Annotated in this window: 14 protein-coding genes; 6 read left to right on the top strand and 8 right to left on the bottom strand. The window is 42.3% G+C overall.

The window, feature by feature from the left end:
- Nucleotides 1-268: 268 nt before the first annotated feature.
- From carO to NI467_RS04585, 3 genes are all read left to right on the top strand, one after another.
- On the top strand, nucleotides 269-1,003 hold the full coding sequence (gene carO / locus NI467_RS04595; protein ID WP_151205367.1) for an ornithine uptake porin CarO: 735 nt from the start codon (nucleotides 269-271) through the stop codon (nucleotides 1,001-1,003).
- A gap of 308 nt (nucleotides 1,004-1,311) precedes the next feature.
- Complete coding sequence (gene prpF, locus NI467_RS04590; protein ID WP_151205922.1) at nucleotides 1,312-2,502, top strand: 2-methylaconitate cis-trans isomerase PrpF; 1,191 nt, start codon at nucleotides 1,312-1,314, stop codon at nucleotides 2,500-2,502.
- A gap of 225 nt (nucleotides 2,503-2,727) precedes the next feature.
- Nucleotides 2,728-3,636, top strand: a complete 909-nt coding sequence (locus tag NI467_RS04585) for a polyprenyl synthetase family protein (protein WP_151205369.1) — start codon at nucleotides 2,728-2,730, stop codon at nucleotides 3,634-3,636.
- An 83-nt stretch (nucleotides 3,637-3,719) separates the two neighbouring features.
- On the opposite strand, the gene putP is transcribed toward NI467_RS04585, so the two are convergent.
- From putP to NI467_RS04560, 5 genes are all read right to left on the bottom strand, one after another.
- Nucleotides 3,720-5,231 (bottom strand): sodium/proline symporter PutP, encoded by a 1,512-nt coding sequence (gene putP, locus NI467_RS04580; RefSeq protein ID WP_151205571.1) that lies wholly within the window; start codon nucleotides 5,229-5,231, stop codon nucleotides 3,720-3,722.
- 215 nt (nucleotides 5,232-5,446) lie between these two features.
- Nucleotides 5,447-6,301 (bottom strand): SPFH domain-containing protein, encoded by an 855-nt coding sequence (locus NI467_RS04575; RefSeq protein ID WP_151205570.1) that lies wholly within the window; start codon nucleotides 6,299-6,301, stop codon nucleotides 5,447-5,449.
- 3 nt (nucleotides 6,302-6,304) lie between these two features.
- A complete protein-coding gene (locus NI467_RS04570) occupies nucleotides 6,305-6,787 on the bottom strand; it encodes an NfeD family protein (protein ID WP_151205923.1) in 483 nt (160 codons plus the stop codon).
- A 102-nt stretch (nucleotides 6,788-6,889) separates the two neighbouring features.
- A complete protein-coding gene (locus NI467_RS04565) occupies nucleotides 6,890-7,807 on the bottom strand; it encodes a patatin-like phospholipase family protein (RefSeq protein WP_151205924.1) in 918 nt (305 codons plus the stop codon).
- A 63-nt stretch (nucleotides 7,808-7,870) separates the two neighbouring features.
- A complete protein-coding gene (locus tag NI467_RS04560; RefSeq protein WP_151205925.1) occupies nucleotides 7,871-8,500 on the bottom strand; it encodes a 1-acyl-sn-glycerol-3-phosphate acyltransferase in 630 nt (209 codons plus the stop codon).
- Between the two features lie 136 nt (nucleotides 8,501-8,636).
- Here NI467_RS04560 and NI467_RS04555 point away from each other — a divergent pair, with 136 nt between their 5' ends.
- On the top strand, nucleotides 8,637-9,875 hold the full coding sequence (locus NI467_RS04555) for an MFS transporter (RefSeq protein WP_151205926.1): 1,239 nt from the start codon (nucleotides 8,637-8,639) through the stop codon (nucleotides 9,873-9,875).
- Between the two features lie 354 nt (nucleotides 9,876-10,229).
- The gene (locus NI467_RS04550; RefSeq protein WP_151205927.1) at nucleotides 10,230-11,534 is read left to right on the top strand and encodes a DcaP family trimeric outer membrane transporter; all 1,305 of its coding nucleotides are present in this window, start codon (nucleotides 10,230-10,232) and stop codon (nucleotides 11,532-11,534) included.
- Nucleotides 11,535-11,811: 277 nt separating this feature from the next.
- On the opposite strand, the gene NI467_RS04545 is transcribed toward NI467_RS04550, so the two are convergent.
- Nucleotides 11,812-12,489, bottom strand: coding sequence for a DUF421 domain-containing protein (locus NI467_RS04545; protein WP_253151229.1), 678 nt, complete (start codon nucleotides 12,487-12,489; stop codon nucleotides 11,812-11,814).
- A 185-nt stretch (nucleotides 12,490-12,674) separates the two neighbouring features.
- The gene (locus NI467_RS04540; protein WP_253151219.1) at nucleotides 12,675-13,211 is read right to left on the bottom strand and encodes a hypothetical protein; all 537 of its coding nucleotides are present in this window, start codon (nucleotides 13,209-13,211) and stop codon (nucleotides 12,675-12,677) included.
- Between the two features lie 167 nt (nucleotides 13,212-13,378).
- Here NI467_RS04540 and NI467_RS04535 point away from each other — a divergent pair, with 167 nt between their 5' ends.
- Nucleotides 13,379-14,401: a molecular chaperone DnaJ gene (locus NI467_RS04535; protein ID WP_253151217.1), complete on the top strand. Its 1,023-nt coding sequence runs from the start codon at nucleotides 13,379-13,381 to the stop codon at nucleotides 14,399-14,401.
- Between the two features lie 225 nt (nucleotides 14,402-14,626).
- Here the strand turns inward: NI467_RS04535 and NI467_RS04530 are convergent, their stop codons facing one another.
- Nucleotides 14,627-15,580: a hypothetical protein gene (locus NI467_RS04530; RefSeq protein WP_253151215.1), complete on the bottom strand. Its 954-nt coding sequence runs from the start codon at nucleotides 15,578-15,580 to the stop codon at nucleotides 14,627-14,629.
- Nucleotides 15,581-15,634 lie beyond the last annotated feature (54 nt).

The following is a 15,634-nucleotide window of genomic DNA, read 5'->3' as shown; positions in this document are numbered from 1 at the left end:
TATTTTACACTATATTTTTGGGAAAAAAGTAAAAACTCGGCAAGGTAATGGCTAATTTAAAAAGTAAAGTGATAAGTATAATTTCTTTATTTTTAATGTGTACAAACATTGTTTAAAAAACACTTACCATTCAACAAGAAAAACTAATTTGTATCAAAAAACAACAAAAGCTAAGCAAAACTTGCATAAAAAATATTCATTAACTCCTTTATATTGAGCTCATCACATAACTAATGATCAAAAAAAAGTTCTTTTAAGGAGAGAAATAATGAAATCTTTATATCAAGCTTTAGCTGTATCCGTTTTAGCGGTAGCAGCAGGCTCTACAATGGCGGCTGATGAAACAGTTGTGACAGATGAGGGTGTGGCATCTTTTTCTTTCTTTAAACCTGCTTCTGTTCGTGCTGAAGTCGGAACGACCGGTTATGGTGGCGCACTTTCATGGAGTGTGAACCCGTATGTAGGTGTAACCCTAGGTTATAACGGTGGTGATATTTCCTGGTCTGATGACTTGTCAATCAATGGCACGAAATACGATCTGGATATGGACAATAACCTGACCTATTTAAATGCCGAAATCCGTCCTTGGGCCAACTGGTTTTATATGGCCGCGGGTGTAGGTTATATTGATAATGATTATGGCTTGGAAAGTCGTACAGGAGCTAATGGGGTTATTACTGTTGATGGTAACCGTTATCAAACTGTAGGTGGAACTACTGGTCGTGTAACTGGTGATCTATCATATAAAAATAATCTTGCACCATATGTAGGTATTGGTTTCTCACCAGCAATTACCAACCGTTGGGGCGTATTCGGTGAAATTGGTGCCTACTATAATGGCAATCCAAATGTTAATTTAACTTCAACTGGTAACTTTGAAGCACTTGATCCAAACGCACCAGATTTTGATACAGCGTTAAGAAATGAAGAGCGTGAAATTCGTAATGACAACGAATATGAATGGCTACCGGTTGCCAAACTGGGTGTAAGCTTCCGTTTCTAAACATTCATCTCAGCAATAAAAAAACAGGCTACGGCCTGTTTTTTTATTTATCATCTTGTTGATAAAACTGAGTATCTATTCCCGGGATGAAGTCATAGAGTCATGGCAGCCTTTTCAGGTGAGTTTGAAGGGGAGACTGTGATAGGTCAGAATCCTTGAAGGATACCAAATGGCTTGATGGCCGGTTTTTATACTAAGGTCGGGCTTGGTAGTGTTGTGGCTTAAACCTACTATAGTTAAAACCTAGAGATCCAATAATCTAAAGAAAACAACGACAAATCAAGATAAATCAAAGGAAGAGAGCATTCATGAGTTTTGCAGCCCAGATCAAGATTCCCGCCACTTATATGCGTGGAGGTACGAGTAAAGGCGTATTTTTTAAGCTGGATGACTTGCCGCCTGCTGCCCGGCAGCCGGGCCGAATTCGTGACCAGCTCCTGCTACGTATCATTGGCAGTCCTGATCCCTATGGCAAACAAATTGATGGGATGGGGGGAGCAAGTTCAAGTACCAGTAAAACTGTGATTCTATCCAAAAGCCAGCAAGAACATCATGATGTAGATTATCTGTTTGGACAGGTATCGATTGATCGACCTTTTGTTGACTGGAGTGGCAATTGTGGCAATCTGACCGCAGCAGTAGGTGCATTTGCGATTTCCAATGATCTGGTGGATCAGGCACGTATCCCGGAAAATGGAATATGTATAGTCCGAATCTGGCAAAAGAATATCCAGAAAACGATTATTGCGCACGTGCCTATGCAGAATGGCCAAGTGCAGGAATTGGGTGATTTTGAACTGGATGGAGTTACTTTCCCGGCGGCTGAGGTGCAGATTGAGTTTCTGGACCCGGCGGATGACAATGCCGAAGGTGGCTCAATGTTTCCAACAGGGTACCTGACCGAAACGCTGCACGTGCCAAATATTGGCAGCTTTGAAGTCACCATGATTAATGCCGGTATTCCAATCGTATTTTTAAAGGCTGAAGATCTGGACTATAACGGCACCGAGTTACAGGAGCATATTAATAATGATGCCGCTGCACTGGCAAAGTTTGAAACTATTCGTGCTTATGCTGCCAAGCAGATGGGACTGATTCAGGATGTTAGTGAAGCTGCAACCCGTCAACACACACCGAAAATTGCTTTTGTTGCAGCACCAAAGACTTATATTTCTTCTAGCGGTAAAGAAGTCACCGAAGCGGATAGCGATATTCTGGTACGCGCCTTATCTATGGGGAAACTACACCATGCCATGATGGGTACAGCTGCGGTCGCAATTGCAACGGCTGCTGCAATTCCGGGGACATTACTAAACCAGGTTGCCGGTGGGGGAGAGCGGGAATCGATTCGCTTTGGCCATCCTTCAGGAACTTTAAGAGTCGGCGCACAAGCAGTTCAGGAAAATGGTGAATGGAAGGTAAAAAAGGCCATCATGAGCCGCAGTGCGCGTGTGCTGATGGAAGGCTGGGTGCGGGTGCCTGAAGATGTTTTATCTTAATGCTTTTTTTAAATCGCCTAAGTAAGCCTCTGGCCCTGCGGTGGGTTTTTATGGGGCAGAAGAAGTGCTTTCCTGGATTTATCTTGTATTAATCCAGGAATTACAGAACAACAGGTCGATTTAAAGCTGAAAATTCAAAGTAATTCTAGGTACAATGCCTGCTAAGCACACAGGCGTTTAGCCGCTTGTCATTCTATTTTTCTGGACTACGTATTCGAGGCGAATGTGTCATCTATTACTGACGTATCAACCCATGCATTAACTCAAGCACAACAACGGATTCACCACGACTTACTGGCCGCTTTAGAGGCTTTTGCCATTCCTGAGCCGCTAAAGTCGGCAGTCCATCATGCCGTGATGCTTGGCGGCAAGCGGGTACGTCCAGCCCTGTGTTATGCCACCGCCTCCCTAAAGCCCAACCAGAATACCGCTGCGGTACGCCGTGCGGCTGTTGCGATTGAATTTATTCATTGTTATTCACTGGCCCATGATGATCTACCATGTATGGATAATGACCTGTTACGCCGTGGGCAGCCGACTTGTCATGTGGCCTATGGTGAAGATACGGCGCTGTTGGCCGGAGATATTCTGCAGTCCATGGCTTTTGAAATTCTGGGTAGCCGTCTGTTTGATCAGGGACCGGCTGTCGAGTCGTCGATTGTCTTGAAGCAGATGCAGATTTTAGCAACGGCCTCTTCAAAAATGGTCAATGGTCAGGTGCTTGATTTACAGTCTGAAGGCAAGAAAATTGATCAAGAGGCTTTAGAAACCATTCACCGTAATAAAACCGGTGCTTTAATCAGCGCAGCAATTATGATGGCGGCAGTGACAATCTTTGAAGGAACCGATCTGGCGATTCCTAAACTGCGTGAATTTGGACAGGTAATTGGTTTGGCCTTCCAGGTGCAGGACGATATTCTGGATATTATTTCCGACACGGAAGTGTTGGGTAAAACCGCAGGCAAGGATGAACAGGTTGAGAAATCGACGTATCCGGCCCTAATGGGTTTGGAGCAGGCCAAAATTTATGCCCAGCAATTACATGATCAGGCATTGACTGCTTTGGCTCATTTTGAAGGCGAAGCTGAGGAACTGATGCACATTACCCAGTTCCTGCTCCATCGTAAAAGCTAGTTGGAAAAATTGTGCCAAGACAGATGAAAACCCATCTATAAAAAAAAGAGGACTTAACGTCCTCTTTTTAGTGGATCGCTCAATTATTTGCTTTGGTTATACAGACGTTCTGCTTCTTCAAAACGGGTGGTAATTGCGGCAGTTGGGGTTTTGTCTATCAGGCTCACCAGTACAATCGCAATCCATGAGCACATAAAGCCGGGGATAATTTCATAGATTCCAGCTGGAATAACTCCCAGACCAGTAACGCCCAATGTGTTTTTCCAGAGAATAACCATAGCAGCACCGACGATCATCCCTGCCAGAGCACCATTTAAAGTCATGCGCTTCCAGAACAGTGACAGAATAATCAGAGGGCCGAACGCTGCACCAAAACCGGCCCAGGCATAAGACACCAAGCCCAGTACTTTAGATTCAGGATTACCCGCCATCCAGATGGCAAGCAGGGCAATCAGAAGCACCATTAAACGGCCGACCCACACCAGTTCTTTTTGTGAGGCATTTTTACGCAGAAAAGATTTATAAAAATCTTCGGTGAGGGTGCTTGAACAGACCAGAAGCTGGCAGCTTAAGGTACTCATGACAGCGGCTAAAATTGCAGCCAGCACAATACCGGCAATCCATGGATTAAACAGGATTTTGGTCAGTTCCATAAATACTGTTTCAGGATTGGTACTCACAACAGTGGCTAATTCTGGATGAGCCTGGAAATAAGCAATACCAAAGAAACCGGCTGCGACTGCACCGCCCAGGCAAAGAATCATCCAGGTCATACCAATACGGCGTGCATTCGGAATCGACTTGACAGAATCTGCCGCCATAAAGCGCACCAGAATATGCGGCTGGCCAAAATAACCTAAGCCCCATGCCATCAGTGAAAGAATGGCTACGGTACTCAGATCACCCACCAGATTCATGGCCTGTGGACGGGCAGCTTCCAGCGCCAACGTGACCTGTGACAGATCGGAGAACGTCAGCAAGGTCACAATTGGCGTCAATAAAAGTGCAAAAATCATCAGGCCGGCCTGAATGGTATCGGTCCAGCTGACAGCCAGAAAGCCACCAATGAACACATAGCTGATGGTCGCAATCGCACTGATCCAGAGAGCTGTACTGTAAGACAGGCCAAACATACTTTCAAACAGACGGGCACCGGCGACCATGCCTGAAGCACAATAAATTGCAAAGAAAATCAGAATGACAAAGGCTGACACAATACGCAGGACTTTCTTCTGGTCATTAAAGCGGTTGGAGAAATAATCTGGCAGGGTCAGGGCATTGTGCTGGACTTCGGTATGTACACGTAAACGCCCGGCAACCAGCAGCCAGTTCAGCCATGCGCCGATGATCAGGCCAATTGCAATCCACATCTCTGACAGGCCAGAGAGATAAATTGCACCTGGCAAGCCCATTAGCAGCCAACCACTCATGTCAGAAGCCCCGGCAGAAAGTGCAGTTACGAAACTACCTAAACGTCGGCCCCCTAAAATGTAATCAGAAAAGTTATTGGTTGCGCGATAAGCCATCAGGCCAATCACGACCATGGCGACGATATAAAGAAGAAAGGTAATTAAGGTCGGATTTAGGGGACTCATACAATATCCATTTTCGAGTTTTCACAGGAGATCGAAATAAGGACTTTCATGATGACCAGAGTGACGTCGGGACGTATATTTCCAGCCAAGTCCGAAGGATTTCAAAATAAATGCGAAATTTAACCATAAATTCACACTCTTTGCTGAGATTTCTTGTCCCAAAGGAAAATAGGCAACCTGATGGCTGCCTGTTTTCAGAAGAGGAAGAGGGTATTTTAATGATTTCTTCCCATCACGCCGCGGATGGTATTGAGTATATCGGCAGGCAGTACCACAGTTTTGGCATTTGGAGATTTGGCCATATCTTGCATGGCTTTGACATATTGTTCACCAAGTAAATATGCCACCGGGATTTCATTATCTCCAATTGCAGAGGTCACCATGTCAATGGCACGTTGTGAAGACTCAGCCAAAACGACTTGTGCTTCCGCATCACGACGTGAAGCTTCCAGACGACCATCCGCTTCCAGAATGGCAGCCTGTTTTTCACCATCGGCCTTGGTTACGGTTGCACGGCGCTGACGTTCTGCAGCGGCTTGTTCTTCCATTGCGGTCTGCATTGTAATAGATGGCTTAATATCTTGAATTTCTACGGTTTTTAAGGTGATGCCCCAGTCTGAAATATCATCTGAAATACTGGATTTTAAACGTGCCTTGATATGGTCACGTGAAGATAAAGCATCATCCAGATCCATTTCACCCACGATAGAACGTAGTGAAGTCTGAACCAGGTTTTGGATGGCCCAAGAGTAATTTTCAATACCGTATACGGCTTTTTCAGGTGTGGTCAGGTTGATATACGCCACGGCATTCATGAGCAGCACCGCGTTATCACGGGTAATCACTTCTTGAGAGGGAATATCCAGCACGATATCTTTGGTTGTGACTTTATAGGCGACTTCATCGACATAGGGAATGACGAAATTCAGGCCCGGATTCAGGGTGGTATGGTATTTACCAAGTCTTTGTACGATCCACTTATAACCTTGCGGAACAATACGCACACCTTTAAAGATGGTAATTGCAACAAAAGCTAAAAATGCAAGAACAATTATAGAGCCACTAGACATAGCTTATTCACCTTTTTCATTTTGATAATGAGTGCTGTGGGGTTGTACGACCAGATCGTTGCCGAGAATCTCTACGACACGAACACGATCTCCGACCTGTACCTTATCCAGTGCCCGGCAATTCCATTCATCTGAGCCTAATACCGGCATGGGAAAGCGTACCCGGATTTGCCCATGCTCCATATTGGTTTGAATGACCATGCCAATTTGACCAATCGTGGCTTCACGTGACAATCCGGCCTTGGTCTTGTCGGTTGAAAGCGGCTTGATAAATTTGAACCAGAGTAGCGTACACAGAACCGAAAGCACGATCCAGGTCAGGAGCTGGGTGGTCAGGCCCATCATCGGGAACATCCAGTACAGAATACCGACCATGATGGCACCTATCCCGAACCATAGGGCAGCAAATGCAGGCAAGAGTAATTCTGAAAGGATCAGCAGAATCCCTAATACAAACCAGTGCCAAGGTTCAAGAACTAATTCCATATCGTGACCTATATCGCTAAGTATTTAATTAATCATCATCTTTATATGATTTGCTCCAATGTAACAGATGCTGCCACAGATGAATATAAAAAAACTCATGGATCAGAATCTGGCAGGGCGCGGCGGTTTAAATGCAGCCGGAGACTGTTTGAAATCATGAATAGCTTTTTCAATGGCACGGATTTTCAGTTGGGCAGCTTTTTCACCTTCCAGAATGGTGGCATTACTGGACTTTAAATCAAGCGTGCCGATATGGCCCACTTGCGGCTGAATCACCACGGTCGCCTGTTTCAGCTCTTCATTAATACTTTGCTGTCCCATGATATTAATAGTTTGATCCAACAGTCCCCACATATTGATGGCTTTGCTGCTGTCCGGCCGGGCAGAAATATCTACGGCAATCACCAGATCGGCGCCCATATCCTTGGCCGTTTTAACCGGAATCGGGCTGACCAGACCGCCATCAATATATTTTTTGCCGCCAATGACTGCAGGCACAAAGACATTCGGAATACTGCAAGAGGCACGAACGGCTTGTCCGGCATTGCCTTTAATAAAATCTGCCTTACGCCCATTGTCCAACCGGGTAGCGACTGCGGCAAAACGGATCGGGAACTGTTCAATGGGTTTGTTCGCAATCTGGCTATTGACGTAATCCTGAAGTTTTTGGCCCGCAATAATCCCTTGCCGGTTCAGGGTTAAATCCCGAATATCGGATTCTTTAAAATTCAGGGCAATTTGTTGTAATTGATAAGGAGACTTACCGCTAGCGTACAGGCTGCCGACAAAACTTCCGGCACTGGTACCAGTGACAATTTTCGGTTTAATACCATGTGACTCCAGGACTTTCAGCACCCCGATATGGGCAAAGCCTTTGGCGCCTCCGCCGCCAAGCGCAACGGCGACCACCGGTTCGCGCGCTTTAATCGGAGTCGTAGCAGTCGGAGTTTTACTGGCTTTATCACAGCCAGCCAAGCTTAGGCCAAGACAGCCAATAAAAGCATAATGAGCGAATTTCATTGTAGAAAATGACGGTTAAATCAACAAAATTGAGGCTATCACATCAAAAAAATCGGTTTTTGCCTAGTCTTTTTTCAAAAGCTTTTGTAATGGCTTCGCCACCCAGGCCGGATTTTTTGCCGAGAACTTGCCTGCATAATGTTGATAGATCTGCTCCAGGTCGTATTCATAGTCACCGGTCAGATGATAAACCCCCAAGATATGGATGGTCTTGAGGTCATAATCAAAAGAGAACATGACAATCGGTAGCTGTGCCTCTTGGGCAATATAATAAAAACCGCTACGAATTTTTTCCGGTGCCTTGCGAGAGCCTTCAGGCGCCATACCAATCCAGATTTGTTCGGACTGTTCAATAATCTCTACAATCTGCCGGGTTTGTCCTTGTGCGCTACTTCGGACGACTGGCACCACATCCACCCACTCCAGAATCGGTTTCAGCGGAGTACGAAACAAGCTGTCTTTCCCAAAAATAGTAATCTGGATTCCAAGACCCAGCAGAGCATTAAACCCCAACCAGGCATCAATATTGGAGGTATGTGGCGAAATGATAGCAACCGCTTTAGGCAAATCCGGAAATTCTCCTTCGATTCGCCAGCCTTGGGCTAAAAATAGCTGTTTAAAAAAGCTCCGGCTCAGTTTGCTACCGCGAGAGGGAACATGCGGAGGAAGGGTGGGAAAGCGTGTCATGGTCATCAGCGTTTCTTCCTGAAACTCATTTCTCTTTATTTTTGATCATATTAGACTGTTGTAAAATCTGGATCATTGGCAAAATATATAGCATTCTTTAATACCTCTGGTGCATTTTATCTTTCGGGGACCTAGTCTAAATATGCGGAATACTTATATTTTATTGTTTTCCCTATATTGGGCGCAGGGACTTCCGGTTGGGTTTATGACTCATGCCTTACCCGTGATTCTGCGAGCACAGGGCGTGTCTTTGGCGCATATCGGGGGCTTTGGTCTGCTCATGTTGCCCTGGTCGATTAAAGTCTTCTGGGCACCGCTGGTTGACCGTTACGGAGTTAAAACTCAAGGGCATTATCGAAGCTGGATTATTCCACTGCAATTGCTGTCAGTTGCCGTATTAATAGGTCTGTCTTTTTTACCTATTCAGGCTTTAAACCAGCCATTGTATCTACTGGCTTTTTTTACCGCATTGCTGCTGATGAATGGGGTTGGTGCGACTCAGGACATTGCTACCGATGCGCTGGCAGTTAATATCTTGAAAAATGAACAGCAGCATTGGGGCAATACTTTTCAGGTGATTGGCTCACGTCTGGGTTTTATTGTGGGTGGCGGGGCCATTTTACTGTTTCTGGATTTACTGCAATGGCAAAGCACTTTTTTATTCTTGGCTGCACTGGTTTTTCTAAATACACTGCCGATTTTAAGATTTAAAGAACCCTCGCACCATTTAGCTGTATCCGAAACAGTGCCGGCTTCGACCCGAATTCGAATGAAAACCTATTTTCGATATTTCTGCTCAGACTCCACCTTGGCTAAATGGCTGCTGGTATTACTCACCTTTAAGGTAGCCGATGGATTATCCGGGCCTTTATTAAAACCTTTAATGGTTGATATGGGCTTGAGCCTGAGCCAGATTGGTATCTACGTGACCATGTTAGGGGCTTTTGCTGCCTTGCTCGGCGCAGGGTTGGCGGGCTGGTGTCTGAAATACTGGTCTCGACCGCGAAGTCTGCTGGTTTTTTCAATAGTTAAAATATTGACGCTGATGGTTTATGCCTGGTTAGCCGGACAATATGAAGCGCAACTACCAATCAATCATTGGGTCATTTATGCCGTAAATGCCGCAGAAGATATGGTGTCTGCCATGCTTTTGGTGGTGATGTTGACCTTGATTATGCAATACAGCCGCAAGCATCTGGCGGGTACGGATTTTACTTTTCAAGTTTCGGTGATGGCCACAGTGAGTGGTGGCCTATATAGCCTGAGCGGGATATTAGGAGATTATCTGGGCTATACCCAGTATTTAACCTATATTGCATGGATCAGTGTATTGTTATTATGGCCGATCATATTGTGGTGCAGAACAACGCAGAAATCCTAATCATTGCAAAGCATCAATTAAATCCGTATTAAAAATAATCAATATATTTTGAAAATGTCGTTAATACATATTTTAGCTAAAAGTATGAGATAAAAATGATTTCAAACTGAGTTAAAAATTGTTAAATTCCTGATGTTTTCAAACGACTTGTTATATAGGCAGGTTAAAACGTAAATCCAGTAAAATCAGGTGATGTGATCAGGATGATGTTTAACCTTGCATATTGTTCAGGAGTTATCTCGCGAGATAATCAAATAAGTCAGTTTATAATTATAGATATTCAACACGGTTTAGGTTTTTGGGAATCAGCAAGCTTTCAAAGCCAATGAACGTTTGTTCAATATGGAGAATGTAATGAGTCAAGTTTTAACACGAAAGTTTTTAGCTAAAGGATTAGCAGTTGCAGTAACCACCTTGATGATGGGGACGGTTGCACATGCTGAAACACAAGAGCAAAAAGAAATTAAGCAGCTGCGTCAAGAAATTGAAGCATTAAAAGCATTAGTCGTACAGCAGCAACAAGTTCAGCAAAATCAAGCCGTACAGATTGAACAGGTTAAAGCAGCACCCCAACCATCAGCAGCTGCACCGAAAGCGCTAGCTACAAAATCAGATACCGAAGTGAAGCTATATGGTTTCGTTCGTGGTGATGCGAACTATATCATTGAAGGTTCAGCAGGAGATTTCTCTGACGTTGCTAAAACCGATGGTCAAACCAGAGACAAGCTCGTCGCAACAGCAAAAACAACACGAATTGGCTTAGATTTTAAAACCAATGTCAACGGTGCAGAGGTGGGCGGTAAACTTGAAAGCGATTTCGCAGGGTCTAGTGATTCATTCCGTATACGTCACGCATATTTAACCTATGAAAACTGGTTGATTGGTCAAACCCAATCTAACTTCTTGTCAAATCACGCCCCGTTTATGATTGACTTCAGCACCAACGTCGGTGGGGGTACTACACGTATACCAATGGTTCGTTATGGTTTTGATTTGACACCGGCAACACAATTGTTCCTGGCGGCAGAAAAACCAAAATCAACTGCTGTACACAGTAAATTAAATGCCGAAGGCAAAGAAGTAAGTGTTGAACATATTAAATCAAGCACACCAACACTAACCGCTAAATTGGCACACAACTTTGATGACAACAAAGGTAATGCATCTGCGCGTGCTTTAGTTGAAGTGTATAAAGATGAAGATATCAACAAGCGTAAAACAGGTTGGGGTCTAGCAGCAGGTACAACGTATCAAGTGCTTGATCCTTTAAAAGCGACGCTAGATGTCAGCTATACCAAAGGTGTAAACGGTATTTTGTATGGTACCGATGCCAATGCTGCATTTATGGATGATGAAAATGACCGTCATATTGAGCAAAATGAAATTTGGGCGGTACAAACGGGCTTAACCTACAGCATTTTACCTAACTTAAAAACCTCACTAGGTTATGGTGCATTGTTTGCTGATAAAGACTCAGACTATGCAGAGCTCAATAAGACTGCAAACAAAGAAGTACAACAAGCATGGTTAAACCTGGTGTATTCACCAGTTAAACCACTTGAGTTCGGTATTGAGTATGTCAACGGTGAGCGTAAAACCTTTAATAATGAAAAATTCAAAGATAACCGTATTGGTTTAATGAGCAAATATAGCTTCTAATTGATAAGCTGAAGTTTTAAAAAAATCCCACCACTTGGTGGGATTTTTTATATCTATATCCTTGATGAGAAGATGTCTTTAATAAAGCCTGAGAATTTCTACAGGCTTGAAATACAAGTTTTAATTTAGAATTTTTATTTGAGTAAGCGCTGTAATTAGGCAACTTTATATCTTACTTTAGACATTGTGGGTGGTTCATATGATGAATCAAGCATGACCTTTCTGTGAGCGTCAGCCATAATCAGAATTTTTAATTTATCTGAAATATTGGTCTACTTCAAGTGACGCGATAACTGTTCATGGCTTCTGTCCAATCCGCGCTCGTACAGCGTGGGCAGATCTGCTCTACATGAGAAAGATGCTGAACTTGTCCACAGTAAATACAGGCGTAAAGCTGCTCTGGCTTCACGTCTTGAATGGTCATACAGGTTTTGGGGAAAAGAGGTAAGCCAGGTCGAACATCCTCTGGCTTAAAAAATAGGATACTGAACTTTCCATCTGTTTCCAGTAGTCCGGTACGGACCTGTCCCAGATGTTCGATACCTTGCTGACGCATTTCAGCAAAGAATTCATCATGTGACATTTTACCTTTTTTGATTTCTTCGACCACCAATCTGCCATTTTCAACGATATAAATCGGTTTGCCTTCGAGCAAATCTTCAAAGGGTTGGTACTTCATCATCAGCCATGTGGTCAGGCGGTACATAGCAATGATAATACTCATAATGAGCAGTGCCTGAATCAGGGGTAGATCCTTGGTAAACATCGGATCACCGGCAATCGAGCCGAGGGACAAAATAATGGCCAGTTCAAATACCGAAAGTTGCCGTACGCCACGTTTACCGGTCAGCCGTAAAAATAGAATAATCATGATAAACATACACACACAGCGCACCACAATTTCAGTGGCAAATTCCCAGGTGGTATCGTGGATAAAGATCGTGGCCCAATCCATATAAGCTGTCCCTGCATCTCATTATTGGTTTAGAGTCTAGCAATCTGACACGTTTATTTGCTCTGTGTTTATGTAAGCTTTTGAATACAGAAAACATTAACTTAATAAAGCGAATTTCAGATTTAGATCGCAATATAAATTTTATTGAGTGAGTTTATTGATCTAACCGAGTACTGAAAATAAGTTTAATCCTGTAGGGCATAAATTTTTTCAATCTGCATAATCAGTTGATGACTTAGATCGTGAATATGCTGGCTATGCTTGCTGAGTAAAGCTTGGTGTTTGAGCTGTTTCTGATCCTGCGGCTGCAATAAATGTTGTTGCAGAATCTCTTCAGAATGAAACAGTTCAAATGCCAGTTGATTCAGGTTGGAGTCATAAATTTGACTATGTACAAAGATATGCAGTTCCCTGGAAAAAACTGGAATCAGTTCCAGATATTCAGTTTCCAGCGTTTGCAGGATATTCTGGGTACTTTGCTGATGTGACTGCATTTGTTGAATAAATTCAGAGCTATAACGGCGAATACGATATAGGGTAGGGAGCAAGGTGACAAAGTATTTCTGTTTTTGCTTGTCTTGCAGGGCATCATCACGATTTTGTGCCAAATGGTTTAAATATAAGGGCACACTAATCGCTACAAAAATTGCAATTACAGAGCCAATCGCTTGCACCCATGCGGCAAGTTCCTGATTAAAGATTAAATCTGCTTGCGTCGGCATCTGAATCTCCTTTTCAGTACAATGATGACTGGAAGCCCTGTCATATAGATTCCTTGATATTAAACAAAAACTGCCTAAATAGGGCGCATATTTGTACCGAGTGTGGGCATACAGCTCAGGTATAAAAGCGTTAAACTTAGCGCTCTGTCCTGTTTTTCTTGCATGTCATGTCTTTTGAGTTAAAAACTACGCCACACGCTGTTTTAGATGCCTCACCCCAGCATAGAAAGCTGAATGTGCTGATTGATCAGATTGAGCAACAAAAGCGGTTACTGCTGGCATGGCAAACTGCTAAAGATGAAATTCGTGTCTATAGTCAAAAGGCGCTCATGCCTGCGTATCGCGAGTTATATAGCACGCTGTATGAGCAAATGCAGATACTGTGGAATAGCCTAAGTTATTGTGATTTAAGCAAGTCAGATCGCGCTGTGGTGGAAGATAAAATCCAAACGCTTGCTCGCTTACTCCAAGGTTCTCATTTGCTGAGTCAAAAGCAGTTAGATGAAGTGGAAAAGATGTATGCCTATTATCAACAGGCAGATGAATATTCAAAGAAAAAAACCAAAAAGAAAAATATAGACAGTTTTGATCAATCTGAAAATATTGAATCTCCCACTGATGAAGATTGGAATAATGACCAATACCAACAAGCAAAAGAGCAAGCCAAATTAAAGCGTCAGCAAGCTAAACAAGCGCAAGCCGAAAAGTTAGTAAACCAGTCACTTAAAACCGTGTATTTAAAAATTGCCTCGATTATTCACCCTGACCGTGAGCTAGATGAATCTAAAAGAGTTGAAAAGACCGAACTGTTACAACATGTCAATGAAGCCTATGAGCAGGAAGATTTATTCTTTTTACTGAAACTTCAGCTTGAAGTGGAACAAAGTAAAACTGGTTCAAATAAGGGTTTAAACGCAGAGCAAGTCAAGTTTTACCAACAGGCGTTGGAAGCGCAAAGCCAAGCATTAAAGATGCAGATTCAGGAGTTGATTAACTCTCTCGTTTGGTCAAATAAAGCCAAAATTGCAGTCCAGAAGTCGAAAGGACAACTGAATATTGCCGATTTGTATAAGCAGATTGATGCGGATGTGTCTGCGGTCAAGCAACAGCTGAAAGCAGAAAAGCAAAGACTGAGCTTTATGGGGAAAGAGAGTGGGCTTGAGATGTTGTTGGAGCATGGCGTGCTTTAACGCTTTTCTCCCTTTTCTTTTGGGATGAGGAACAACGTTCCGCAAGGGGGGTAGAATTAATAATGAAAAAAAATTAAAACGACCTCTCCCTATCCCTCACTTGCGCTTCGTTTTAAAGCAGTGCTTTAAAACTTGCTCAGGAGAGGGAACTCCATTGTGGAATTCACATAGGCATGAAATCAGATGACAACTCCCTCTCCCTATGGGAGAGGGCTGGGGTGAGGGTTATTTCTTAAATGAAATAATATCTTTTAAAGCCTGAATGGTACTATTTGAACTTTGTGCTTCAATTTTATTTTTTTCTAATTCAATAGTAGTTTCATCTTTTTTTAAAATGAAATTCCTTTCAGTTTTTAATAGATGATCAAGTGCATTTGAAAGCAACTTAAAGTTACCACTTTCTTTTGCAAGTGTTAAACCTAAATATTTTGCCTCTAAGTTTGTTAATTCATTTTGAAAATATTTGATTTCTTCTAAACTTTTTCTATAAAGATTTAGAAAAAAGAAAGAAAAAAACTCTATAAAAATGACCATTAAAGCTCGGGGTACAAGGTAAGGTATTAATTTTTCAATATCAGTGAAATATATAGTATTTGACATGGTTAAAATTAAATAAAGTACACCTAATAAGCTTAAGGTAATACCGATAAATAGATTAACCGTACCACGTCTATTAAGGCTAGAAATTTCATCCTTGATCCTGTCAAAGGATTTTTCTGTAATATCTTCTAATTTTTTTATTTTTACTTTATTTTCTATGCTTACAATAAGATCAGTTGTTAAGTTTTCATCAAATTGTGTTTTTAAATTTTTTAAAATTTCTCTCTTCTCATTTTCTGTAATTTGCAGGGTTGAGGCGAGATTCTGATCTTTTAAAATAATAATTTCCTTTTCGAGACTCTGCATTTTCTTAATAAAATATTCATTAAGTTTGCTTGTATTCTTTGAATTATCTAAATAATTTGAAAATGGTCGAAAAATTAAAACTATTACAAACCCTAGTAATAGAGTGCCGAGCATGAGAGGAAATATATTTGAGGGAGGTACTTTATTTTCTTGTATAGATGTAGGTGAAATGAGTAGATCAGTGAAAAAATTAAAATCTTTTAGAGTGAAAGTTAAAAGAGTAATTACTGCAATAAAGCTAACTACTGAAAATAAGTTGAATTTATCTTTCATAAAAATAATAAAGGGCTGAATAATCAGCCCTTTATACTATATATTAGATCAAAA

The sequence above is a fragment of the Acinetobacter sp. S4397-1 genome (genome assembly GCF_024129285.1).
Lineage (GTDB): Bacteria > Pseudomonadota > Gammaproteobacteria > Pseudomonadales > Moraxellaceae > Acinetobacter > Acinetobacter lwoffii_C.
Note: the sequence above shows the minus strand (reverse complement) of the source record. Positions and strands in the feature narration are given on the sequence as shown.

What these genes read in the sequence shown, in the direction of transcription:
- NI467_RS04545 (WP_253151229.1), bottom strand. Translation starts at nt 12,489, where the DNA reads ATGGATTGGGCCACGATCTTTATCCACGATACCACCTGGGAATTTGCC.
- putP (WP_151205571.1), bottom strand. Translation starts at nt 5,231, where the DNA reads ATGAGTCCCCTAAATCCGACCTTAATTACCTTTCTTCTTTATATCGTC.
- NI467_RS04575 (WP_151205570.1), bottom strand. Translation starts at nt 6,301, where the DNA reads ATGTCTAGTGGCTCTATAATTGTTCTTGCATTTTTAGCTTTTGTTGCA.
- carO (WP_151205367.1), top strand. Translation starts at nt 269, where the DNA reads ATGAAATCTTTATATCAAGCTTTAGCTGTATCCGTTTTAGCGGTAGCA.
- NI467_RS04565 (WP_151205924.1), bottom strand. Translation starts at nt 7,807, where the DNA reads ATGAAATTCGCTCATTATGCTTTTATTGGCTGTCTTGGCCTAAGCTTG.
- prpF (WP_151205922.1), top strand. Translation starts at nt 1,312, where the DNA reads ATGAGTTTTGCAGCCCAGATCAAGATTCCCGCCACTTATATGCGTGGA.
- NI467_RS04560 (WP_151205925.1), bottom strand. Translation starts at nt 8,500, where the DNA reads ATGACCATGACACGCTTTCCCACCCTTCCTCCGCATGTTCCCTCTCGC.
- NI467_RS04555 (WP_151205926.1), top strand. Translation starts at nt 8,637, where the DNA reads ATGCGGAATACTTATATTTTATTGTTTTCCCTATATTGGGCGCAGGGA.
- NI467_RS04530 (WP_253151215.1), bottom strand. Translation starts at nt 15,580, where the DNA reads ATGAAAGATAAATTCAACTTATTTTCAGTAGTTAGCTTTATTGCAGTA.
- NI467_RS04540 (WP_253151219.1), bottom strand. Translation starts at nt 13,211, where the DNA reads ATGCCGACGCAAGCAGATTTAATCTTTAATCAGGAACTTGCCGCATGG.
- NI467_RS04550 (WP_151205927.1), top strand. Translation starts at nt 10,230, where the DNA reads ATGAGTCAAGTTTTAACACGAAAGTTTTTAGCTAAAGGATTAGCAGTT.
- NI467_RS04535 (WP_253151217.1), top strand. Translation starts at nt 13,379, where the DNA reads ATGTCTTTTGAGTTAAAAACTACGCCACACGCTGTTTTAGATGCCTCA.
- NI467_RS04570 (WP_151205923.1), bottom strand. Translation starts at nt 6,787, where the DNA reads ATGGAATTAGTTCTTGAACCTTGGCACTGGTTTGTATTAGGGATTCTG.